This is a genomic window from Antrihabitans spumae (assembly GCF_043944905.1).
Lineage (GTDB): Bacteria > Actinomycetota > Actinomycetes > Mycobacteriales > Mycobacteriaceae > Antrihabitans > Antrihabitans spumae.
In genome coordinates this window covers 1-22,569 of the sequence record NZ_JBIMSN010000090.1, presented here as the reverse complement: position 1 = coordinate 22,569, position 22,569 = coordinate 1, and the positions used below count along the sequence as shown (strand labels likewise).

Annotated in this window: 17 protein-coding genes and 1 tRNA gene; 6 read left to right on the top strand and 12 right to left on the bottom strand. The window is 65.9% G+C overall.

Features of this window, described 5'->3' with window-relative positions; all coding sequences use genetic code 11:
• Positions 1-420 (bottom strand): holo-ACP synthase AcpS, encoded by a 420-nt coding sequence (gene acpS / locus ACHIRB_RS19615; RefSeq protein WP_395114546.1) that lies wholly within the window; start codon positions 418-420, stop codon positions 1-3.
• Positions 417-9,737: a fatty acid synthase subunit beta domain-containing protein gene (locus tag ACHIRB_RS19610; protein WP_395127750.1), complete on the bottom strand. Its 9,321-nt coding sequence runs from the start codon at positions 9,735-9,737 to the stop codon at positions 417-419. The genes acpS and ACHIRB_RS19610 overlap by 4 nt, the downstream gene beginning before the upstream one ends.
• Before the next feature lie 386 nt (positions 9,738-10,123).
• Here ACHIRB_RS19610 and ACHIRB_RS19605 point away from each other — a divergent pair.
• The 3 genes from ACHIRB_RS19605 (at position 10,124) to ACHIRB_RS19595 (ending at position 10,998) form a co-directional block, all read left to right on the top strand.
• Positions 10,124-10,205 (top strand) — tRNA-Leu (locus tag ACHIRB_RS19605).
• Between the two features lie 17 nt (positions 10,206-10,222).
• Entirely contained in the window at positions 10,223-10,615 is a 393-nt protein-coding gene (locus ACHIRB_RS19600) for a transcriptional regulator (protein ID WP_395124786.1), read from the top strand.
• A complete protein-coding gene (locus ACHIRB_RS19595) occupies positions 10,615-10,998 on the top strand; it encodes a DUF3817 domain-containing protein (protein ID WP_395124787.1) in 384 nt (127 codons plus the stop codon). Before ACHIRB_RS19600 ends, ACHIRB_RS19595 begins: the two co-directional genes overlap by 1 nt.
• A gap of 8 nt (positions 10,999-11,006) precedes the next feature.
• On the opposite strand, the gene rdgB is transcribed toward ACHIRB_RS19595, so the two are convergent.
• From rdgB to clpS, 10 genes are all read right to left on the bottom strand, one after another.
• Positions 11,007-11,609: an RdgB/HAM1 family non-canonical purine NTP pyrophosphatase gene (gene rdgB, locus ACHIRB_RS19590; RefSeq protein WP_395124800.1), complete on the bottom strand. Its 603-nt coding sequence runs from the start codon at positions 11,607-11,609 to the stop codon at positions 11,007-11,009.
• A 97-nt stretch (positions 11,610-11,706) separates the two neighbouring features.
• The gene (rph, locus tag ACHIRB_RS19585) at positions 11,707-12,504 is read right to left on the bottom strand and encodes a ribonuclease PH (RefSeq protein WP_395124788.1); all 798 of its coding nucleotides are present in this window, start codon (positions 12,502-12,504) and stop codon (positions 11,707-11,709) included.
• A 50-nt stretch (positions 12,505-12,554) separates the two neighbouring features.
• Complete coding sequence (locus ACHIRB_RS19580; RefSeq protein WP_395124789.1) at positions 12,555-13,319, bottom strand: cyclic nucleotide-degrading phosphodiesterase; 765 nt, start codon at positions 13,317-13,319, stop codon at positions 12,555-12,557.
• 123 nt (positions 13,320-13,442) lie between these two features.
• On the bottom strand, positions 13,443-14,171 hold the full coding sequence (locus ACHIRB_RS19575) for a rhomboid family protein (RefSeq protein WP_395114553.1): 729 nt from the start codon (positions 14,169-14,171) through the stop codon (positions 13,443-13,445).
• 42 nt (positions 14,172-14,213) lie between these two features.
• A complete protein-coding gene (locus ACHIRB_RS19570; protein ID WP_199707945.1) occupies positions 14,214-15,185 on the bottom strand; it encodes a PLP-dependent cysteine synthase family protein in 972 nt (323 codons plus the stop codon).
• Positions 15,186-15,188: 3 nt separating this feature from the next.
• Positions 15,189-15,461 carry a MoaD/ThiS family protein gene (locus ACHIRB_RS19565; RefSeq protein ID WP_199707946.1) on the bottom strand — a complete coding sequence of 91 codons (273 nt, stop codon included), beginning with the start codon at positions 15,459-15,461 and terminating at the stop codon, positions 15,189-15,191.
• A 56-nt stretch (positions 15,462-15,517) separates the two neighbouring features.
• Complete coding sequence (locus ACHIRB_RS19560; protein WP_395124790.1) at positions 15,518-15,940, bottom strand: M67 family metallopeptidase; 423 nt, start codon at positions 15,938-15,940, stop codon at positions 15,518-15,520.
• Positions 15,941-15,963: 23 nt separating this feature from the next.
• Positions 15,964-17,043 (bottom strand): P1 family peptidase, encoded by a 1,080-nt coding sequence (locus ACHIRB_RS19555; protein ID WP_395124791.1) that lies wholly within the window; start codon positions 17,041-17,043, stop codon positions 15,964-15,966.
• 31 nt (positions 17,044-17,074) lie between these two features.
• Positions 17,075-17,644 carry an oxidative stress transcriptional regulator AosR gene (gene aosR, locus ACHIRB_RS19550; RefSeq protein ID WP_395114559.1) on the bottom strand — a complete coding sequence of 190 codons (570 nt, stop codon included), beginning with the start codon at positions 17,642-17,644 and terminating at the stop codon, positions 17,075-17,077.
• Positions 17,645-17,727: 83 nt separating this feature from the next.
• Positions 17,728-18,060, bottom strand: coding sequence for an ATP-dependent Clp protease adapter ClpS (clpS, locus tag ACHIRB_RS19545; RefSeq protein ID WP_199707953.1), 333 nt, complete (start codon positions 18,058-18,060; stop codon positions 17,728-17,730).
• A 68-nt stretch (positions 18,061-18,128) separates the two neighbouring features.
• On the opposite strand from clpS, the gene ACHIRB_RS19540 reads away from it, so the two are divergent.
• The 3 genes from ACHIRB_RS19540 (at position 18,129) to ACHIRB_RS19530 (ending at position 22,487) form a co-directional block, all read left to right on the top strand.
• Complete coding sequence (locus ACHIRB_RS19540) at positions 18,129-19,439, top strand: nicotinate phosphoribosyltransferase (protein WP_395124792.1); 1,311 nt, start codon at positions 18,129-18,131, stop codon at positions 19,437-19,439.
• Positions 19,440-19,466: 27 nt separating this feature from the next.
• The gene (locus ACHIRB_RS19535; RefSeq protein ID WP_395124793.1) at positions 19,467-20,045 is read left to right on the top strand and encodes an isochorismatase family protein; all 579 of its coding nucleotides are present in this window, start codon (positions 19,467-19,469) and stop codon (positions 20,043-20,045) included.
• Positions 20,046-20,450: 405 nt separating this feature from the next.
• On the top strand, positions 20,451-22,487 hold the full coding sequence (locus tag ACHIRB_RS19530) for an ATP-dependent DNA helicase (protein ID WP_395124794.1): 2,037 nt from the start codon (positions 20,451-20,453) through the stop codon (positions 22,485-22,487).
• The last annotated feature ends 82 nt before the right edge of the window (positions 22,488-22,569 follow it).

Genomic DNA, 22,569 nt, shown 5'->3' with positions numbered 1-22,569 from the left:
CTACTCCGCCGGTTCGTCCGTCGGAGCCGGATCTTCCAAGATCACGACCGCACCCGCGGTGTCGCCATCGTGGGTCAGTGACAGATGAATCTTGGCCCGCGGCAAGAAGTCCTGCGCCAGACCGTGCAACCGAATGCTCGGCCGACCCCACGCGTCGTTGACAACCTCGATCAGCAGATAGGGGTTGTCACCGACCTGCGGACGACGGGCGAACCGCGACGACGCCCACGCTTTGAGCACCGCCTCCTTCGCCGCCCACCGAACGGCATAGCTGCGTGCCGGATCCGTTCCCTTGCCCTGGCAGTACCGCCGCTCGCCCGGGGTGAAACTTTCCCGGACCATCGTCGTACCCGCGCGTTCGAGCTGCTCGCCGAATTCTGACACTGTCACCAGGTCGAACCCGATTCCGATGATGCTCACGCGCAACCCGTCCCAGCGTTGTAGACACCGTCGTTGCCGAGGCGTGCGGTCTCCGACAGGAGCATGTCCGCTTCGAGCTGACGGATCTTGCCTGCTGCGACGTCGTCGCCACCGAGGCGGCGATCCGCCGGACGCTGATACAGGTTGTCGCCACCGCACATCGACTGCGAAAGCTTCTGCCTACCGTTGGCCGCACGCTCACCGGCGCGCAGCACGTAATCGGCGCGGCGTGCCGGCGCGATCGACTGAACGAACGCCTCCGGGTGCACGATCGCGACGAGACCCGACACGTGACCGAAGCCGAGGCTGGTCACCAGACCGGCCTTGAGCCCGTAGCTCTCACCGAAGCGCAGTGGCTGACGTGCCCAGACGAGGTGACCGAACTCGGCCATCTTGTCGTCGACACAGTCGAGGCTGCGGTTCGGCGGCACGACGCCCTGGCTGAGCACCTGGCACAGACCGTTGATCTGGAAAGCGGCTGCGCCACCCTTCGCGTGACCGGTGAGGCTCTTCTGCGACACCACGAACAGCGGTGCACCTTCGGAGCGGCCGATCGCCGCGGCGAGCCGTTCGTGCAATTCGGCTTCGTTCGGGTCGTTCGCATTGGTCGACGTGTCGTGCTTGGAGACGACAGCGATGTCGTCGGCCGTGACGCCGAGCGCATTCAGTGCTGCCGCCAGCTTCGATTCGCGGCCACCGCGTCCTGCACCGAGCGCACCGAGACCGGGCGCCGGGATGGACGTGTGGACGCCGTCGCCGAACGACTGGGCGAATGCGACGACACCGAGAACGGGCAAGCCCATCTCCAGCGCAACGTCACCGCGGGCCAGCAGCACAGTGCCACCGCCGTTGGATTCGACGAAGCCGCCACGCCTGCGATCGTTGGCACGGGAGAATCGACGATCGCTGATTCCCCTGGCGTGCATGACATCTGCGTCCGCGGTCGCGGACATGTCGGCGAAGCCGATGATCGCCTCGGTGCTGAGGTCGTCGAAGCCGCCTGCGACCACGAAGTCGGCCTTGCCGAGCTTGATCTTGTCGACGCCTTCTTCGACCGAGACAGCTGCGGTTGCACACGCTGCGACGGGGTGAACCATCGCGCCGTAGCTACCGACGTAGGACTGTACGACGTGTGCTGCGACGACGTTGCCGAGCGCTTCCTGCAGGATGTCGTTCGCGTGCGGTTCGCCGAGCATCGTGTCGACGTACATCGACCGGATGGACGTCATACCGCCCATGCCGCTGCCCTGGGTGTTGGCAACGAGGCTCGGGTGGACCCAGCGCATCAGTTCCGACGGCGTGAAGCCCGAGCTGATGAACGCGTCGACCGTGGAGACGATGTTCCACAGCGCGACTCGGTCGATCGAGCTCGCCATGTCGGCGGAGATGCCCCACTTGGTCGGATCGAATCCGGTCGGGATCTGGCCGCCGACCGAGCGGGTCAGCCTCATCTTGCGCGGCACCCTGATCTCGGTGCCCGCTCGACGAGTGACCTGCCAGTCGGTGCTGTCGGCAACCGGCGCGATGACGGTGTGCTCTGGGTCCGCGCTGTAGTAGGACCGCGCTTCGGTCTCGTTCGTGACGATGAACTTGAGGTCGTCGTCGAGGAACACCGAGGTGAGCAGCGGCGCGTGATTGTCGACCATCGAGCCGTCGTCTTCGTAGCGCCGAATGCCACAGCGTGCGACGACGGCGTCGTGGTACTTGTCCGCGATGTCGGCCTCGGCAACGAGGTCGCCCGACTCGGCGTCGTACCAGCCCGGCTTGGGATCGTTCTCCCACGTGACCAGACCGGTTGTCCACGCCAGCTCCAGAACTCCTGCGGCGGAGAGCTCTTCGTCGACCTCCATCTCGAAGCGGGTGCGAGCCGAACCGTACGGACCGACCTCACCGACGCCGACGATCACAACGAGATCGGCGGGATCGGCGGTGACCTCCGACCATGCGGGCGGAGCCAGCACGGTCGCAACCGACGGCGGTGCCGCCAGTGCGGAGATCGTCGCGAGGATTTCTTCGTCCGCCTCGGTCAGCGTGACGGACGGCGCCTCTGCGGCCCGCTTCGCCAGCGCTGGCAGGTCGAGGTTCGCCTCGGCCAAACCGCCGGTCAGGTCGACCTGGTTCGGCTTGTCGGCTGCGGCCAGACGCGCGTCCGGTGTGCACAGTTCGAGCAGTGCACTCGCCATGTCGAGCGTGGACCAGGTCCGCACTCCGGCTTCTTCCACGGCGTCGACCAACGGGTCGTTGTGACCCATCAGCCCGGTGCCGCGGACCCAACCGATCAGCGCATGCGCGATGGTGACGCGCTCTGCCCAGCTACGTTCGGCACTCCAGCGAGCGACGACGGCATCGAGGGCCGCCTTCGATTCGCCGTAGGCACCGTCGCCACCGAACAACCCACGGTTCGGGGAACCTGGTAGGACCACGTGGAGACGGCTGTCGACGTCGTGGTCGTAGCCGATCTTTCCGAGCCCACCGATGAGGCGTTCGACCGACCAGAGCAGTACGCGCATTTCCATTTCGGCGCGGGCTCCGGCATCGGCCAGATCGCCTGCGACGCGCGGCGCTGCGAACGGGAAGAGCAACGTCGGCGTAATTGCGCTCTTCGTGACCTTCTTCGCACCACCTGCGGTGTCGACCTGCTCGCTGCCGACCCAGTCGATGAGTGCGTCGACGTCGGCGTAGGACGCCATGTTCGCCGGCACGACCCAGAGTGCTGCGCCTGCCCGTGCGTTGTTGCGGTACAGGTCGCGGTAGAAGCCGAGCCGTTCGTCGTCGAGGCGCGAGGTCGTGACGACGACGGTCGCACCGCCACCGAGCAACTTGCCTGCGACAGCGGCCGCGATCGAGCCCTTGCTGCCGCCGGTAACGACTGCGACGTCGCTGCTGTACTCCCCGATTTCGGTTCGTACGGCGGCATCGGCAATCTGCCCGTAGGCAGCGGCGAGCACAGCCTTGTCGGCCACGGTTGCCCGCTGCTGCCACCACAGTGCCTGCGCTGCAACGGCTTTGCCAGCGCCGACGAAGGTGTCGGCAGTGATCGACGAGATCGAGTCGTCACCGATCCAGAGCCGTGCAAGATCTTCGCGAGCGGTCGCCCAGCGGTCGTCGAGCAGGACCGCACGCTTCCCGTCGAAGGACGGCGCAACGAGGCGTGGCCAGTCGGAGCCGAGCTCGGCCGACACGAGGTCGGCGAGGTCGGTTTCGGTGGACAGTGCCGCGACGGTCACTTCGTCGGTGAGGCCGAGCTGTTCGAGAACTAGGCGGGCAGCCGAGGCGAGGACGCCGTTGCGACCGGTGATGTTCTCCGTGAACTCACCGAGCGCGGCTGCGTCGACGGTGCCGCCGCCACCGCCACCGGTGGACGGCAGCGCAACGGAGATGCCACGACGCGAGGCAACTGCAGCCACAGCGGCGTCGATCACCTTGTCGACTGCGGCAGCGTCCGCGAGTGCACCGTCGGCGAGACCGCCGAGGCTGCCACCACGCACACTTGCACCGTCTCTGGTTCCGAGGGAGACCTCGGCCATAACGTGATTGGCCCAGCCGTCGCCGAGTTCCCAGACCTTCTTCACGCGATCGGTGATGGCGGCCGGACGACGGCCCGACGGACCGAACACCTTGCGAAGGTGGTCACCGATCGAATCCGACAGCACGGACCCGAACGGCTTGTAGGTACGGGCGAGCTTCTCGACAGTTCCCGCAAGGGCTGCCATGTCCGCATCGGCAGCGCCGTCGATGGCACCGAGCGACAGCTCCGAACCGAGGTCGACGAGTAGCTGGTTGCGGCGCGAGGAGACGCCGTCGCACAGTGCCTCGATCGTGTCGACCGGTCCGATCTGGTCGAGACGCAGCTTGGTCCAGAGTGCGATGAGCACCTTGGTCGCATCCGCTGCACTGAAGACGATGTCGTCCGGACGCGGACCACCCGACGATGCTGCGGGAGCGGCAGCGGGAGCGGCTGGTGCGGCGGCTGCTGCTTCGGGGGCCGCTGCGACTGGCGCCTCGTCCTCGTCGGCAGGAGCCGCGTCGACGTCGGTTGCGTAGACGACTGCGGCGTCACGCTCGATGTTGAGCACCTCGACGGGACCGCCGATGCGGCCGGGCAGCTTGAGCGTGTTGGTGGCGAGACCTGCGACGGTCGGAGCCGACGCGAGGCCGACCTCGATGAAGCGCTCGACGCCGAGGCCACCGTGCGCCTCGTCGGTGAACAGCAGATCCTGCGTCTCGATCCACCGGACCGGGCTGGCGAACTGCCATGCGAGCAGTTCGATCAACACGACGCGGCAGAGGTCGGCCGGGCGCGCTGCCCAGTCGTCGAAGTCTGCGAGCACCTCGTCGAGCGGCTCGGACGGAACGAGGTCGGCGATCTCCTGCACGAAGTCACGCTCGAGCGAGAACGGCTTCGGCACCAGGTTCGGAATGTAGCGTCCGACAAGGATTTCCGGATGCAGATCGGCAGGAAGCAACGCTTCGAGCTTGTGCCGGAACTCGGGAACTCCGTCACGAAGGACGGTCGAGTGGAACGGCACGTCGATGCCGGGAACCAGGATGAATGCCCGCTTGCCGCCGGTCTGCGCGCGGCGTTCGTCGATCTCGGTCTCCAGTTCGGCCAAGCCTTCGACCGTTCCAGCGATGGCGTACTGCGAACCGCGGAGGTTGAGGTTGACGACCTCGAGGAATTCACCGGTGCGCGAAGCGATCTCGGCGATGAAGCTCTGCACGTCGGCGTCGGCAAGGCCGATCTGGGACGGGCGGATCGCTGCCATGCGGTAGTTGCTGTTGCCCTTGTCGTCACGCGGCACCAGAGCGTGCATGGCCGAGCCACGCTGGAAGACGACCTCGAGTACTGCCTCGAGTGGCAATACTCCTGCCGCTGCGGCGAGTGCGTTGTACTCACCGACCGAGTGGCCCGCGAGGAGCGCGCCTTCGACGAAGGCACCCGACTCACGCAGTTCGGCGATCTGTGCGACACCGAGCACGGCCATCGCGACCTGGGTGAACTGCGTCAGGTGCAGCACGCCGGCGGGGTGACGGTGTTCGACACCACGTGCCTTGATGTAGGTCGGGTTGTCGCGAACGACCGCCAGGATCGAGAATCCGAGAACCTTGCGGGTGTGCTTGTCGGCACGGTCCCAGATGGCCTTGGCAGCCTTCGACCTGGTCCGAGCGTCGAGGCCCATGCCGGGCCGCTGGATGCCCTGGCCGGGGAACGCGTAGATCGTCTTCGGTACGGCGAGGCGTCCGGTTGCGACCATGACGAGGTCACCATCGACACGGCACGACACCTCGACGACCTCTGCGCCTGCATCGATCGCGATCCGGTCGACCCGGACGTCGATCTTGGCGCCGGGGCGAACCATGCCGAGGAAGCGTGTGGTCCACGCGGTGAGCCGACGGGCAGGAACACCCGCGGCGGCATCGGCAGCCGAGACGACTTGCTGGGCAGCGGCCGAGAGCCACATGCCGTGCACGATCGGGCTGCCGAGCCCGGCGAGCAGTGCCGCAGCACCCGAGGTGTGGATCGGGTTGTGATCGCCGGAGACCTTCGCGAAAGCCGCCATGTTGCGCGGCGCCTCGATCGTGGTGTCGCGGCGACGTTTGCGCGGTGTATCCGCAGCATCCGTGCCGAGTGCGCCACCGGCGCGCGGCGGATCCGTCAATTCGCCTGTGCCACTGCGACCGCGGATGGCGAAGCGCTCGACGAGCGTCGCGACGGTCGGTGTTGCCAAGCCGTGGTCACGCATCACGCCGATCTCGACGTGCACCTCGACGACGCGGCCGAGGTCGGTGTCGAGCACCGACGTCGATTCTGCGCGCACCGCGAAGATCGATGTGTCCGAGGGCAATTCGCGAACGAAGTTGACCTGGTGATCGAGGTGGACGAGATCGAGCATGCCTTCGATGACGCTGGTGCCCTCGGCCGTTCGCGTTGCGCCGAGCACGGCGAACACGGCGGGCCAGCAGGCGCCGACGACGACGTCGGGAACGGTTGTGCCGACCGTGTCGAGCTGTTCCGGCAGGCCGGACGACGTCACACCGCCGTGGTCGGCGACGAGGTCGGGCGACCAGGCGAGATTCAGATGCGCGACGGGCTTGCCCGCCGTGACCTTCACCTCCGGCAACTCGCCTGCGGCTGCGACGGCGAGCAGTGCCGACATCGCAGACTCTGCGTCGGCGTCGCTGACGACCGGTGCGCCACCGTCGTGTGTGGAGGACGGGACCGCGATGCGGATCTTCACCGAGGCGCCTGTGCTGTTGAGCGGCACCTCCAATTGCACGTTCTGCGAGTCGATTTCGACGAGCGAAGCGCCGGTGCGCTGATGTGTCGCACCGGATCCCGCTGCGTTGACGGTCCACTCCGAGACTTCGCCGAGGCGACCGACCGGGTTGCGGGTGAGGCGCGAGGACCACGTGACGTCGGGTGCCGCGAGCACGATGTCGACGGGGCCGACGGCAACGCCGGCGTCGCGTCGGCTTGCGACCTTCGTCGGGGCGACGCCGGCAGCGAGGAGCGCGTCCGTCGTGGCCTTCTCGAAGCGGTTGAGCAGATCGCCGACCGGCTCGTCGACGCGGGTGATACCTGCGACGGCGACGGTGCCGGGGATGACGCAGACCTGGTCGGCCGTGTAGCGCGGGTCGTGTGCCTGCCACAGCGAATCGGAGCGCCACCAGCGGCGTACGTCGCCGTCGACGACGGGAACGAAGTTGACGGGCTTGCCAGGCGTCTTGCACAGCGAGACGAAGAACGAGACGTCTGCGGGGTGCAGGATCGCGGTGTCGGTCTCCGGGTAGCGCGCCTTGAGGGCGCACAGGGCCGCGACGGGACGTTCGAGCGTTTCGGGATCGGAGAACAGCGTCGGGATGGGTCCGCGGTCGACCGGGTGCAGACGTGCCTCGGCGCGCTGCAGCATGTCGGCGAAGCGGTCGCGCCAGGTGCGGTCGAGCCACGGCGATTCCGTCGCGGCGTTCAGCACGTCGCCGAGGTCGGAACCGCAGTCGAAGTCCTGGTGCGGGTCGAGGCCGACGGCCAACTCGACGTAACGCTGCAGCCACTGGCCGTAGGTCATCGTCGCGATGTCGCCGAAGTACGGCTTCGCGGTGACGTCGAGTGCGGCGATGATCTCGTCGCGACGCTTCGCCACTGCTTCGGCGTCGCCCGCGACCTCGTCGAGGAGACGGCCGGTCCGCGACGCGGCGTTGTCGATTTCGTGGATGTCGGCGCCGAGCTGGCTACGGCCCGATGCCATGCCACCCTCTGCGGTACCCGCACCGACCCAGTCCGGCGTTCCGGGGGTATCGACGAGCAACTGCTTGACCTGAGGCGATGTGGTGGCCTCCAGCGCTGCCATGGCTGCCGTGCCGACGAGGATGCCGTCGAGCGGCATCTCCGGGTAGCCGTGCGCGGTGGACCAGCGGCCGGTGAGGTAGTCGGCAGCGCGTTCCGGTGTGCCGATACCGCCGCCGACGCAGACCACGAGGTTGGGTCGGGTCCGCAACTCTGCATAGGTCTCGATGAGCAGATCGTCGAGGTCTTCCCACGAGTGGTGACCGCCTGCGCGACCGCCCTCGATGTGCATGATGACGGGGACGTTCGGGACCTCGTTGGCGATCCTGACGACGGACCGAATCTGTGCGACGGTGCCTGGCTTGAACGCGATGTGCGCGATGCCGGCCTCGGTCAGCTCTTCGATCAGAGCGACCGCTTCTTCGAGTTCTGGAATTCCCGCGGTGACGACGACGCCGTCGAACGGGGCGCCCGCGGCGCGTGAGCGCTGCACGAGCCTGCGACCGCCGAGCTGCAGCTTCCAGAGGTAGGGATCGAGGAACAGCGAGTTGAACTGCGCTGCGCGGCCCGGCTCGAGCAGGGTGCGGAGTTCGGCGACGCGATCGAGGAAAATCGGTTCGGTGACCTGGCCACCGCCGGCAAGCTCGGCCCAGTGGCCTGCGTTTGCCGCTGCCGCAACGATTTTCGCGTCGACGGTCGTCGGGGTCATGCCCGCGAGCAGGATCGGCGAGCGACCGGTGAGCTTGGTGAACGCCGTCTCGACGACGACGCGACCGTCAGGAAGCGTGACGGGCTTCGGCGCGAAGGTGGACCACGCTGTGCGGACCTCCGGCGTCGCGCCCGGGGTGAGCAGGTTGCGCTGACCGCCGCGAGTCGCGACGGGGATAACGCCGATGTCGGTGCCGCGCAGGGCAGCCGAGGTCATGCGGGTGAGCAGGTCGCCCGGACCGAGGTCGAGCACCCAGCGGGCACCACTTGCGACGATCTTCTCGGTCTCGACGACCCAGTCGACCGGCTCGAAGAGGCAGCGTGAGGCGATTTCACGGGTGCGCTCGACGTCGATGCCACACTTCGCTGCCCAGTCACCGGCAATGTCGACACATTCTTCGATCGTCGGGTGATGGAACGCCAGGCCGACAGCGATCGGCTCGAAGACGGGTGCGAATACGGCTCCGCCACGCTTCTTGGCGTCGCGTTCCTTCGTCTGTTCGGCGGTGATTTCCTTGCAGCGATCGCGGAGTCGTTCGAGTTGCGCGGGTGCGCCGGATACGACGACGCGACGGCGGCCGTTGCGGATGGACACGAACGGCGCGATCTTCGGGTCGACGCCCTCGGCGACCTCTGCGACGACGGCGCGCAGTTCGTCGGGATCGACGTTGGCGACCGACATCATCGGCGAGCGCGGCGAGGAACCGATCAGCCCGCGGCGGCGGCCGACCAGCGCTGCGGCAGCACCGGACAGCTGTGCGATCGCGAGCAGTTCGGCGTCACGTGCCGCGTCGTCGCCTACCGAGTAGACGCCGAGGAGGCCCTGGGAATGGCCGACCGAGACCACCGGACGGGTGACAGCCGGATCGATGCCCTGCAGCGTCAGCGCGCGCAGTGCTGCGAGCTGGCACAGGAAGATTCCGGGAGGCGACACGGGCGCAGACGTCAGCACCGTGTCGGACGGACCGGGGTTGCCTTCGCCTTCTTCGGCGAGGTCGCGCTCCAACATCCAGCCGATGGGGTCGAAGCCGAGCGGCCGCACGACGAGGAGGTCGTCGGCGACGGGTGCGATCAGCCGGGTTGCCTCGTTGACGAGGTCTGTGATCTCGGGTTCGATGCCGCTGTCGCGGGTGATTTCTTCGAGTGCATCGAGCCACGACGATCCCTGGCCGCCGAATGCGATTGCGTAGGGCTCCCCTGCCAGCAATCTGTCGATAAGCGGTGCCCTGCTCGGTGCTTGTGGCTTCGAGCCGTTGGGGGCTGGGCGTGGGGACGATTGCGAGCCTCGTCCGTTACCGGGTGCTGCGCTCTCGTTTATCGTCACGCGGGGGTTCCTCTCGTGGACTACATGTGTTCAAGCCGGAATGAAACGAGCCACCGACGGGTCTGCGGTGACCGCGCTAGCCGACTGCGAGTGCCTTGATCAGGTATTTCAAGGGTGTCACAGAATCATGAGGAATCCCTCAGGTTTCTCCGCTGTGCATGTTTCCAACGGTGACAAAAGTGGTACGAACGAACCAGTAACTTACGGACGAGTAGCCGGGTTTGCGCAGGCGACAGCGGTGGACAACCGACTAAAACCTGAGGGATTCCTCATGTTGATTGTTATCAATTCGTTATATAGTGATTTCGCGTACTCGCCAGTAGACCGAAAAGCGCCCTACCAGGGCTCGAGGCGGTGGCACGGATGGCGTATCTTTGGACTCGCTCGCGCGAGTGGCGGAATTGGCAGACGCGCCAGATTTAGGTTCTGGTGTCTAAGGACGTGGGGGTTCAAGTCCCCCCTCGCGCACAGGTACCGTCTTAAGGGTGACGAGCGTGCCCCGCAGGCGTAGACCAGCATTGATTCTGCTGGTCGTCCTCGTCGCACTCGGGTGTCTCGCCCTCGGCTGGTGGCAGTGGACCCGATACGAAGCCACCGGCGGCACCGGCCAGAATCTCGGCTACGCACTGCAGTGGCCCCTGTTCGCCGCCTTCTCGGTCTATGCCTACCGACGCTTCGTACAACTCGAAGAAGTCGCCGCCGAACCCGAATCCGCGGCCAACACCGCCGACCGAAGTCAGGCGCGAGAGATACCGGCAGACATCCTGCCGCCGCGGCCTGCCGCGCTCGTCAGCGACGACATCGACCCCGCAACATCGGAATACAACCGCTATCTCGCCGAGCTGCACGCCGGCGACACCGACAGGAGCACGGCTTGATGGCCAGCCCGGACAACGTCACCTCGGCCCAATCGACCCAGGATCAGGCCGAGCGGACCGCTACCCCGGCCGACTCGAAGATCCCAGGCGCTCTGCTGCGCTACCGGGTCCTCGCCTGGACGACCGGCCTGTGGCTACTCGTACTCACCGTCGAAGTGATCGCCAAGTACGGCTTCGACGTCGACAACTTCGGCTGGGTCGGCATCGTCCACGGTTGGGTTTATTTCGCATATCTCATCGTGACGATCGATCTCGCCGTGAAAGTGCGCTGGCCCGCGCTGCGCACGATCGGGACATTGCTCGCGGGCACGATCCCGTTGCTGTCGTTCGTCGTCGAACACCAGCGCACCGCACAGGTCAAACGCGACTTCGGCCTGAAATAGCGGAGTTTCTAGCGGCCTGCCGCGTAGTCGGACAGGGCGGCAACGAGCAACCGCAGGGCGCGGCCACGATGGGAGGCCGCGTCCTTTTCGCTCGGTGAGAGTTCGGCCGCCGACCTGGTTTCGGACTCGGGCACAAAGATCGGGTCGTAACCGAAGCCACCGTCCCCGCGCGGCTCGTGGGCGATCGTTCCCGGCCATTCGCCGCGAACGACGATCGGCTCGCCTCCTGGAATCGCGAACGCGCACGCCGAGACGAACTTCGCGCCGCGACGCTCGTCGGGGACATCGCCGAGCTGGGCAAGCAAGAGCTGCGTATTGGCGGAGTCGTTGCCGTGCACGCCGGACCAGCGAGCCGACAACACTCCCGGCATACCGTTCAACGCGTCGACCTCGATGCCGGAATCATCTGCGACACAAGCCAATCCAGTTGCCGCGGCACCATCGACAGCTTTGACGACCGCATTGGCCTCGAAGGTTGCGCCGGTTTCGGGCGTCTCGTCGAACGCCTGCACTTCGTCCAGACCGACGACCGTCAGGCCCTCGATGCCGCTCTCGGTCAGCACCCGCCGCAACTCGTTGAGCTTCTTCGCGTTACGGCTGGCAACGAGGATAGGGCGCTTCGCGCCTCGTGAGTCCTTTTGGTGGTCGGGCCCTCCGAAAGGACTCACGAGCGGCGTAGCCGCCCCCTCTGCATCAGGCATCGTGGGGTCAGGCATCCTTCGGGGATACTCCGAACTTCTTCTTCGGCGGTTCGACCGGTTCCGGCAGTTCCCCCGGATACGGAAGTGCGAGTGCATCTTTCTGCACTTCGAAGATCCGCTCGCAGCCGAGCAGTGCCGAATCGAGCAACTTGTCCAGCGTCGACCGCGGGAAGGTCGCGCCTTCGCCCGTGCCCTGAATCTCGACGAGCGTTCCGGTGTCGGTCGCGACGACGTTCATGTCGACTTCCGCGCGCGAATCCTCTTCGTACGGGAGATCGAGCCGGACCCGACCGTCGACGACGCCGACGCTCACTGCGGCGATCGCGCACGAAATGGGTTGCGGGTCTTTCAGCCTGTTGGCTGCACGCAGGTACGCGACCGCATCGACGAGCGCCACATAGGCGCCCGTGATCGCCGCTGTGCGGGTACCGCCGTCGGCCTGGAGTACGTCGCAGTCGATGGCGATGGTGTTCTCACCGATGGCTGCCAGATCGATACACGCGCGCAGCGACCGACCGATCAGGCGACTGATCTCCTGGGTGCGTCCACCGACTTTGCCCTTGACGGATTCGCGCCCGTTCCTCGTGTGCGTTGCGGCGGGGAGCATGGCGTACTCGGCGGTGAGCCAGCCGAGGCCCGACCCCTTTCGCCAGCGCGGGACGTCGGTCTCGACGCTCGCGGTGCACATGACCCTGGTGTTTCCGAACTCTACGAGCACCGATCCTGCTGGGTGACTTGTGAATCCACGGGTGATGCGAATTTCGCGGAGTTCGTCGTCCGCCCGGCCATCGGCTCTTCTAGACACCTACGGGAGCCTAGACCGTCCACCGTTGCGGTCGGTGATCGGCCGTGATCTCAGAAGTCGAACGTCTCCCCGCACGACACCGCATGAACCGGCCCGGAGAACTCCGCCTTCGCCTCGGCGATCACGTCTTCGCGCGACGTCCACGGCGGAATGTGGGTCAGCAACAACTCCCCCACCCCGGCGCGAGCGGCGATCTGACCGGCCTCGGTACCGGAAAGGTGAATGCCGGGAGGACGATTCCCGGGATCGTGGGTCCACGAGGCTTCCGAAAGCAGCACGTCGGCGCCCCTTGCGAGGTCGTCGACCATCGTGCAGACCCCCGTGTCGCCGGTGTACGCGACGACTTTGCCCGTATCGGTTGTGAACCGCAGACCGTAGGACTCCGGTGGGTGATCCATCCGATACGGCGTGACGGCGTTGCCGCCGCCGAAGTCGACTTCGACACCTTCCGACCAGGGACGCATCTCGATCGTGTCCGACCAATCGTCGGTCTGACCGCCGTATTCGGCTGACGCGTTACCGATCCGCAGCGACGTGTCCGAGGGTCCGTAGACGATCGCCCGGCCCTTCGGCGGATTCGGGTGGTATCGACGCCACACCAGCAGTCCGGGTAGATCGAGGCAATGATCCGCGTGCAGGTGGGTGAGGAAGATCGACACTTCACCGGGGTCGGCATATCGCTGCAGGGCACCGAGGACACCTGGACCGAACTCGAGCACAACCGATCGCATGCCCGGAGAGGTGAGCAAATAGCCCGACGCAGGGGAATCCGGGCCGGACACACTGCCCGAACAGCCGAGCACGGTAAGACGCATAACGTCATGCTGCCATGCTCGGCGCGCTGCCAAAAAGCTTCCACCAGATTCGTCGGCACCACATCGAGAAAAGCGTCGGAAATGTGACCTTTGCACGACCTACACGACGACGTCCCAGCTAGCTCAGGCAGCGACAGCGCGCCGCTTGCGCGCCTCGCGATCGTCCGAGGAGACCGCCCACGCGGCGATCAGGCCACCGATGGCGCCGAACAGATGCCCCTGCCACGAGACGCCGGAATCACTCGGCAGCACGCCCCAGAGAACGCCGCCGTAGACGGCGAGCACCGCAAGTCCGATCAGAATCTGCGTGATGCTGCGGGTGAACAACCCACGCGCGAGCAGGTAGGTCAACCAACCGAAGATCAACACCGACGCACCCGCATGGTTGGTGCCCGCTCCGCCGGTCAGCCATACCCCGACGCCACCGACCACCCAGATGATCGCCGTCGCGTAGATACCGCGTGCGATGCCGGCGACCAACGTCAGAAAACCGAGTATCAGAACGGGAATCGTGTTGGCGATCAAGTGTTCCCAGCCGAAATGCAGGACAGGGGCGAACGCGATTCCCCACAGTCCGTCCGCCTCGCGCGGCTCGATGCCGAGTTGGTCGAGAGGATGGTTCGGGACGACTACGTCGACGAATTCGAGCACGTAGAGCATGACCGCGAAGCTGCCGACGAGCAGCGCCGCCGTCTGCCACGACGCCCGCTTCCGCGGTGCCTTCTTCGCGCCTGGCGGCGGCGGGCTTGCTGGAACGGACGTCGTTTTGGTTCCAGGTGTATCCAGTGCTGCGCGCAGTGCAGCGATCCGGTCGGGATCGAACGACGCGCCTATTCCAGACCCTTGCGTCATGTGCGCGCCCCTTCGTCGTCCATTCCAGATTCCGGCGTTCGCTCAGGCCCAGAGCTGGCCTTCGAGCCGGTCTTCCGCTTCTTCCAATGTACCGTCGTATGCCCCGGTCGACAGGTACTTCCACCCGCCGTCGCACACGACGAAGGCAATGTCCGCCCTGGTACCGGCCTTGACAGCTTTGCGCCCGACACCGAGCGCCGCGTGCAGAATGGCGCCGGTCGAGATGCCGGCGAAGATGCCTTCCTCGGCGACCAACTCACGAGTCCGACGCACCGCGTCGAACGGGCCGACCGAGAACCGCGACGTCAGCACATCGGCGTCGTAGAGCTCGGGGATGAAGCCTTCGTCGATGTTGCGCAGCCCGTACACGAGCTCGCCGTAACGCGGCTCCGCAGCAACGACCGCGATATCCGGCTTGTGCTCGCGCAGGTACCGACCTGCACCCATCAACGTTCCCGTCGTGCCGAGTCCCGCGACGAAATGTGTGATCTCGGGCAGGTCTGCGAGCAGTTCCGGGCCGGTGCCCTCGTAGTGCGCGAGTGCGTTCGCGGCGTTGCCGTACTGGTAGAGCATCACCCAGTCGGGGTGCTCGGCAGCGATACCTTTCGCCATTGCCACAGCCTGGTTCGAGCCGCCTGCCGCAGGCGAAGTGATGATCTCGGCGCCGTACATGGTCAGCAGCTGCCTACGCTCGATCGACGTGTTCTCCGGCATGACGCAGATCAGCCGGTAGCCCTTCAGCTTCGCCGCCATCGCAAGCGAGATACCGGTGTTGCCGCTTGTCGGCTCGAGAATCGTGGCGCCGGGGCTGAGCGTGCCATCGGCTTCCGCCTGCTCGATCATTCGAAGCGCGGGCCGGTCCTTGATGGAACCCGTCGGATTACGGTCCTCCAACTTCGCCCACAGCCGGACCGCCGGACCGTCCGCGTCGTCGTTCCAGCGCGGTGACAGTCGCTGCAGGCCGACCAGCGGAGTGTTGCCGAGCGTTGCAATCAGCGAGTCGTACCGCGCCACGCGTCAGCCGCCTGCAACGGCAGGGAGGATGGTGACCGAATCGCCGTCGGCGACCTCGGTGGCGAGCCCGCCGGAAAAGCGGACGTCCTCGTCGTTGACGTACACGTTCACGAAACGGTGCAGTTTGTCGTCGGCGATCAGGCGGCCCTTGATCCCGCTGTGATTGGCGTCGAGGTCGTCGATGATGGCAGCGAGGGTGGATCCTGTTGCCTCTACGCGCTTTTCGCCGCCCGTGTGCGTGCGGAGAATCGTCGGGATGGACACGGTGACAGACATGGTGTGCTCCTGGTTTGGGCTGTGAGAAAAGCTGCGTTGATTAAAAGCTGCGTTGACTACTTGGACGGATATTCGGACACGATCTCGACCGGTTCTTCGGTCACGACTCCGTCTGCGATCCGGTAGCTGCGCAGTTCGTGCACATCGGGATCACGGGTCGAAACAAGCACGTAGTGCGCGTCCGGCTCGGAGGCGTAGGAAACGTCGGTTCGGCTCGGATACGCCTCGGTCGCCGTGTGGGAGTGGTAGATCACAACAGGGACTTCGTCGGCATCATCCATCGCTCGCCACAACTTCAACTGCTCGCCGGAGTCGAAGCGGTAGAAGGTCGGCGAGCGCTCTGCGTTGGTCATCGCCACGTAGCGCTCGGGACGGTCCGAACCCTCTGGACCTGCGATGATGCCGCATGCCTCGTCCGGGTGATCGGCGCGCGCATGCGCGACCATCGCCTCGACCAGGTCAGCCTTGATGACGAGCAAACTTCACCCCTTGTGGTCGGTGATCATCGGTCCGGGCCGTCGGACCCGATCGCCGACGACAACAGCTCACGATAAGCGGGTATTCCCGCGACCGGCGTCGCTGCCAGCACGGCGCCGACGATGGCCCGCTCGACTGCAACAGCAACCGCTGCGCAGATCGCGTCGGTCAACGGCAGTTCCGACGCGAATGCCGCAGGTATGGGTACTGCGCTCGGCGCGACTTCGAAAGTTCCTGTCGCGAGAGCGAACATGGTGTCCCCATCGAGCGGTGAGTGCGCAGGACGGATGGCGCGGGCAAGCCCGTCCTGCGCTGCGATCGCCAACCGTCTACAAGCCGATGCGCTCAGCGGGGCGTCGGTTGCGACGACACCGATCGTCGTGTTGAGGCTGGTGTCCTTCTTACCGAGGTCGTTTGCCGCAGCGAGTTGTTCGGCAGATGGAGCAACAAGTCCGAAGAAATCCGCGCCGTCGCTACCCGCTCCCCACGGCAGGCCTGTCCGTGGATCGAACACCGACCCGACCGGGTTCGCAACGACGACCGCTCCGACTGTGACCCCCGCCGCGGGTCCGTCGGCGATGACGATGCTGGCCGTCCCGACGCCGCCCTTGATCGAACCCGCCCGCGCGCCGACGCCTGCGCCGACCGAACCCGTTTCGAAGTCGACGGCCGCAGCATCGGCCGCGCGATAACCGAACTCCGCTGTCGGGCGAATACGCCAATCACCCACTGGCAGATCGAATATCACCGCAGCGGGAACGATCGGAACCAGTTCGTCGGGCTTGCCCATCGGGATGCCTTCGCGGTGTTCCTCACACCAGGCCATGACGCCGTCCGCCGCCGCAAGGCCGTACGCGCTGCCGGCGGACAGGACGATCGCGTTGACCTGCTGGACCGAATTACTCGGGTCGAGGAGGTCGGTTTCCCTGGTCCCCGGCCCTCCCCCGCGCACGTCGACCGATGCGGTCGCGCCACCAGGAACCAGGACGACCGTGCAGCCGGTCGCCGCGCCCGACCCGAGTGTGGCGTCGGCGTCGCGCTTGTAGTGATGGCCGACGAGCACTCCGACGACGTCGGTGATCGAGTTGTGCGGACCGGGTCTCATATGCCGTCCTCCGGCTCGGATGGGCTAGGTCTTACGGAGACAGTGCGACGATCAGCGAATCCTGCATCCACGTGAGCCAGTGGTAGACATCCAAATGCGGTGCACGTGGATCCGACGGATCGAGATGATCGGGAGTATCCGCGTCGATTCCCAACGTTGTTCCCAGCGCCAGCCGTACGTCGTTGAGACCGGCAAGCCAGGCGTCGGCTTGCTCGGGCGTGAGCAGCACTCGGCCGCCCTCGGCGGGGAGCGTGTCGAGAATGATGTGACCGGCGGTCAACTTTTCGTCGATGATCTCGGGCTCGTGCAGACTCCGCAGCGCGCCGTTGACATCGGCGTTGTCGGCTTCGGGTGAATCTGCCTCGCTGCGATAGAAATCGGGCAGCAAACGCGCAAGCGACGCATCGTCGGGCGGGGCGCTGCTGCCGACCCTGAGTCCGGTGAGCGCTGCGAGGTCGTCCTGCGGCGTCGCGTCCGCTCGTTCCTGCAACAAACCGAGAACGGACGAGACGAGCGACCGTAGGACCGCCGCCTCCCGCGCATCCATCTCGGAGCGAAGCTTCACTCCACCCAACGAATTCTTTCGGCTCCACGTCCGCAACTGAAGTCCCTTTGTTCCTTACCACCCCGGCAAGCGGGGCATGTGTCTGCGCACGTCCGTTTCGGTATCGACGAACGTGTTCGCTAGTCGTCGCGCTGCATCGTTGCCCAGAGCCCGGCGGCATGCAACCTGCGCACGTCGTGTTCCATCTTGTCTCGGGATCCGGAGGAGACGACAGCCTTACCTTCCTGGTGTACCTGCATCATCAGTTCGGTTGCCTTGGCTTTGCTGTAGCCGAAGAGCTTCTGAAAAATGTAGGTCACGTAATGCATCAGGTTGACCGGATCGTCCCATACGACGGTCACCCACGGCCGGTCCTCCGATTCCAGCACATCTTCGACCTCTGCTGTTTCCGGAGTGGCCTGTGGAGTCGCCGATAGCGTCGCTGTCGGGGTTGAAGTCATGCACAGAGCCATAAATCAAGGGTACGACCTTCTCCGTGGACGACACCACCCGTCCCGGCTCGTGCTCGTAAGGTGGTCTGGTGCCAATCGATATCGCGCCGAGTACGGCGCTGCTGACCGACCAGTACGAGCTGACGATGCTTGCCGCTGCGCTGGCGGACGGTTCCGGTAGCCGTCGGTGCAGCTTCGAGGTTTTCGCTCGCCGACTCCCCGATGGGCGAAGGTACGGCGTCGTCGCAGGCACAGCACGACTGCTCGATGCGCTTGCTCGATTCAGGTTCGGCGAGCCCGAGCTCGAGATCGTCGGAAAGTTCCTCGACGAGCGCACCCTCGACTGGCTGCGCAACTACCGCTTCTCCGGTGACATCGACGGCTACCGCGAGGGCGAACTCTACTTCCCAGGCTCGCCGATCCTCACCGTTCGCGGCACGTTTGCCGAAGGCGTGCTGTTGGAGACGTTGGCGTTGTCGATTCTCAATCACGACAGTGCGATCGCCTCTGCCGCGGCACGAATGGTCAGTGCCTCCGACGGTCGGACGATGATCGAGATGGGCTCTCGGCGGACCCACGAGATGGCAGCTCCCGCGAGTTCTCGTGCGGCCTACCTCGCCGGATTCACCGCTACGTCGAACCTCGAGGCCGTGCGGCGTTACGGCGTGCCAGGCACCGGAACCAGCGCACATGCCTTCGTACTGCTGCACTTCGATACCGACGGTGCGGGCGAGGCGGAGGCGTTCCGCACCCAGGTCGAGGTCCAGGGTGTCGGCACCACGTTGCTCGTCGACACCTACGACATCACCGAGGGCGTCAAGACTGCGATCGAGGTGGCCGGACCCGAACTCGGTGGCGTGCGAATCGATTCCGGTGACCTCGGCGTTCTTGCCAGGCAGGTCAGGCAGCAACTCGACGACCTCGGCGCGACGAAGACCAAGATCGTGCTGTCTGGCGACCTGGACGAATACGCGATTGCGGCTTTGCGTGCCGAGCCTGTCGACGCATACGGCGTCGGAACGTCGCTGGTGACCGGCTCCGGAGCCCCGACCGCAGGCATGGTCTACAAGCTGGTCGAGGTCGACGGTGTTCCGGTCGCCAAGCGCAGCAGCCACAAGGAATCCCGCGGCGGGACGAAGCGTGCCGTGCGGTTGTCGCGCGACACCGGCACGATCGTGGAGGAACTGATCTTCCCGGCTGGCTCGCCGCAACCCGATGGCGGGGAATTTCAGAGCAGGGAACTGCAGACGCCGTTGGTCCGCGGCGGTGAACTTGTCCCGGAGCTGCCGACGTTGGAGCAATCCCGTGAACTTGTCGCCCGCGGCTTGGTCAGCCTGCCATGGGAGGGTCTCAAACTCTCGCGCGGCGAACCTGCCATCCCGACCACCTATTCGAGCTGAAACCCGCCGACTGGAAAGGCACGCTAGATGACCGGAAAAGCGCTGATCATCGTCGACGTCCAGAACGACTTCTGCGAAGGTGGTTCCCTCGCGGTTGCCGGGGGCACCGCGGTCGCGAAAGGTGTCTCCGAACTGCTCGGCAGCGAATCCGAGTACTCGGCGATAGTCGCCACCAGGGATTATCACGTCGATCCGGGCGATCACTTCTCGGACAACCCCGACTATGTGGACAGCTGGCCACCGCATTGCAGGGTCGGGACAACGGGAGCGGATTTTCACCCGAACCTGCGAACCGAACGTGTCGAAGCCGTCTTTTCGAAGGGCGCCTACTCTGCGGCGTACTCGGGGTTCGAAGGCACCGGATCGGACGGCGAGACGTTGGTGTCGTGGCTGCGTGACCGTGACATCAGCGCTGTCGACGTCGTGGGTATCGCGACGGATCATTGCGTCAGGGCGACCGCTTTGGACGCCGCGGCGGCGAGTTTCGACACGCGGGTACTGCTCGATCTCACAGCCGGGGTCGCACAGGAGACGGTCGATGCGGCCTTGGACCAGATGCGCGCGGCTGGCGTCGTATTGACCGGAGCGGTACCGGTTCGGGGCTGATCGGTCGGCTACCGATCGCCTCTGCATCGGCGGCGGCCTCACGGGTAGCGAAACCGTTGAGGCGGTAGCAATGCTCTAGCGCATCCTCGGCCTGTGAGCGTGGCCACGAGTTCACAACACAGCCCTCGCCGTATGCCGCGCGGTTGCGCAGCTCCCAACGCAATCCGCCGGCCAGCCGGAGCGTGAATCCGCTACGTGGGACCAAGCACAATATCGTTGCTGCCATGGGGAATCGGCGCCTCTCTCGTGGTATTTCACGTGCAATCGCCAAGCACGGCAAACCGTCTCACGAGCCACCGACAAGAACGCCGCGGAACCGATTCCTTCTCGATCGGCGGTGTTCGAATCACCTCCCGACGGCCCGGCCTGGCGACCCGCGACGGTGACTGGCGCTAACCTGCTTCGGTGCCCGCACTTCCGTCCGTCCCCGAGCTGCTGTCGCTCGCTGTGCGCGGACTCGGCGGCACCGAGCGCGCGAGTCAGCTCACGATGGCCTCCGCCGTCGGCGGCGCCATCGAGTCCGGCGAGCACCTTGCTGTGCAGGCCGGGACCGGCACCGGCAAATCACTCGCCTACCTGGTCCCGAGCGTGCGGCACGCTGTCGAAACCGGACGGACGGTGGTCGTCTCGACCGCCACGATCGCTCTGCAGCGCCAACTCGTCGACCGCGACCTCCCGCGCTTGGCAGATGCGCTCGAACCTGCGCTCGGCCGCAAACCCGAGTTCGCAATACTCAAGGGTCGCAACAACTATCTGTGCCTCAACAAGATCAACAGCGCCGTCGAGGAACCACCCGACGACCAACTGTTCGACGCATTCGCGGTCTCCCGACTCGGTCGCGAGGTACAGCGCCTGAACAAGTGGGCGTCCGACACCGAAACCGGCGACCGCGACGAGGTCGTCCCCGGCGTCACCGATCGGTCGTGGCGGCAGGTAAGCGTCACCTCGCGGGAATGCCTCGGCAAATCGCGATGCTCCTACGGCGAGGACTGTTTCGCCGAGCGCGCCCGCATCAAGTCGGCGCAGGCCGATGTCGTCGTCACCAACCACGCCCTGCTCGCGATCGACGCGATAACCGGTATCGCTGTGCTGCCCGAACACGACGTCGTCGTCATCGACGAAGCTCACGAACTCGTCGACAGGGTCACAGCCGTTGCGACGGCCGAACTCGGCGAAGCCGCGATCGCAATCGCGGCCCGGCGGTGCACGAAACTTGTCGAAGAGCAGGATCTCGACCGCCTCGAAGGTGCGGCCGAGGCATGGGGTGGCGTACTCGACGAACTGAACGCCGGTCGCTGGGACTCCTTGCCGAACGGCGTCGACGCCGCACTGGCCCTGATCCGCGATTCGGCATGGTCGGTACGCACGGCACTCGCACCGACGCGTGGCATGGCGGCCGCGGATCCAGAGTCGGCGGCAGCACGCAACGCTGCGCTGTCCGCCATCGACGAAGTTCACGACTCTGCCGTCCGCGCGTTGACGGCATTCGACGAGCCCGATCCTTCGAAGCGTCGCGACGTGGTGTGGCTCGCCGTCGACGAGCAGCGTGGCAAGTCCGCAAGGAGGGTCGTGCGGATGGCACCGCTCTCGGTCGGTGGTTTGCTACGTTCGCGCCTGTTCGCCGAATCGACCGTCGTGCTCACCTCGGCGACGTTGCAGGTCGGCGGATCCTTCGACGGCCTTGCCATCAACTGGGGTCTGCCTGCGCAGACCCTTGCGCGCAGCGATACGGCGATGGCATCGGCGGTCGAGCCGCCGTCGGACGACGAGAAGATCAAATGGAGCTCCCTCGACGTCGGGTCACCGTTCGATCATGCGAAGTCCGGAATCCTCTACGTGGCAAAGCATTTGCCCGCTCCGGGCCGCGACGGACTGGCACCGGCGTACCTGGACGAGATCGAGGAATTGATTACGGCGGCGGGCGGTCGCACGCTCGGACTGTTCTCCTCGATGCGGGCTGCGAAGTCCGCGGCAGAAGCCCTGCGGGAGCGGATCGACACCCCCGTCCTGTGTCAGGGCGACGATTCGACGGGTGCGCTCGTTGCAAAGTTCGCAGCCGACGAGGCGACGTCGCTGTTCGGCACGCTGTCCCTGTGGCAGGGCGTCGACGTACCTGGTCCGTCGCTGAGTTTGGTCATTCTCGACCGCATTCCGTTTCCGCGTCCCGACGACCCGCTGCTCGTCGCGCGGCAGCGTGCGGTCGAGTCACGTGGTGGCAACGGCTTTATGGCGGTCGCTGCAAATCATGCGGCCCTGTTGCTCGCCCAGGGCACGGGACGATTGCTGCGAAGTGTCGACGACCGCGGTGTGGTCGCGATCCTCGATCCACGTCTCGCAACCGCTCGCTACGGCGGCTATCTGCGGGCGTCGCTGCCGCCGTACTGGGAGACCTCCGACCCGGCGATCGTCCGCAAAGCCCTAGAGCGGCTCCGCAGCTCGTGAGTCCTTCCGGAGGGCGGGACCACCGAAAGGACTGGCTCGAAAATGGGTAGGTGAGTGGGCAGGCGACAGCACCCGGCGCAGC

Coding starts and splice junctions, on each gene's coding strand:
- ACHIRB_RS19595 (WP_395124787.1), top strand. CDS start 10,615: ATGGCCAGCCCGGACAACGTCACCTCGGCCCAATCGACCCAGGATCAG.
- ACHIRB_RS19580 (WP_395124789.1), bottom strand. CDS start 13,319: ATGCGTCTTACCGTGCTCGGCTGTTCGGGCAGTGTGTCCGGCCCGGAT.
- ACHIRB_RS19575 (WP_395114553.1), bottom strand. CDS start 14,171: ATGACGCAAGGGTCTGGAATAGGCGCGTCGTTCGATCCCGACCGGATC.
- ACHIRB_RS19565 (WP_199707946.1), bottom strand. CDS start 15,461: ATGTCTGTCACCGTGTCCATCCCGACGATTCTCCGCACGCACACGGGC.
- ACHIRB_RS19555 (WP_395124791.1), bottom strand. CDS start 17,043: ATGAGACCCGGTCCGCACAACTCGATCACCGACGTCGTCGGAGTGCTC.
- clpS (WP_199707953.1), bottom strand. CDS start 18,060: ATGGCTCTGTGCATGACTTCAACCCCGACAGCGACGCTATCGGCGACT.
- ACHIRB_RS19535 (WP_395124793.1), top strand. CDS start 19,467: ATGACCGGAAAAGCGCTGATCATCGTCGACGTCCAGAACGACTTCTGC.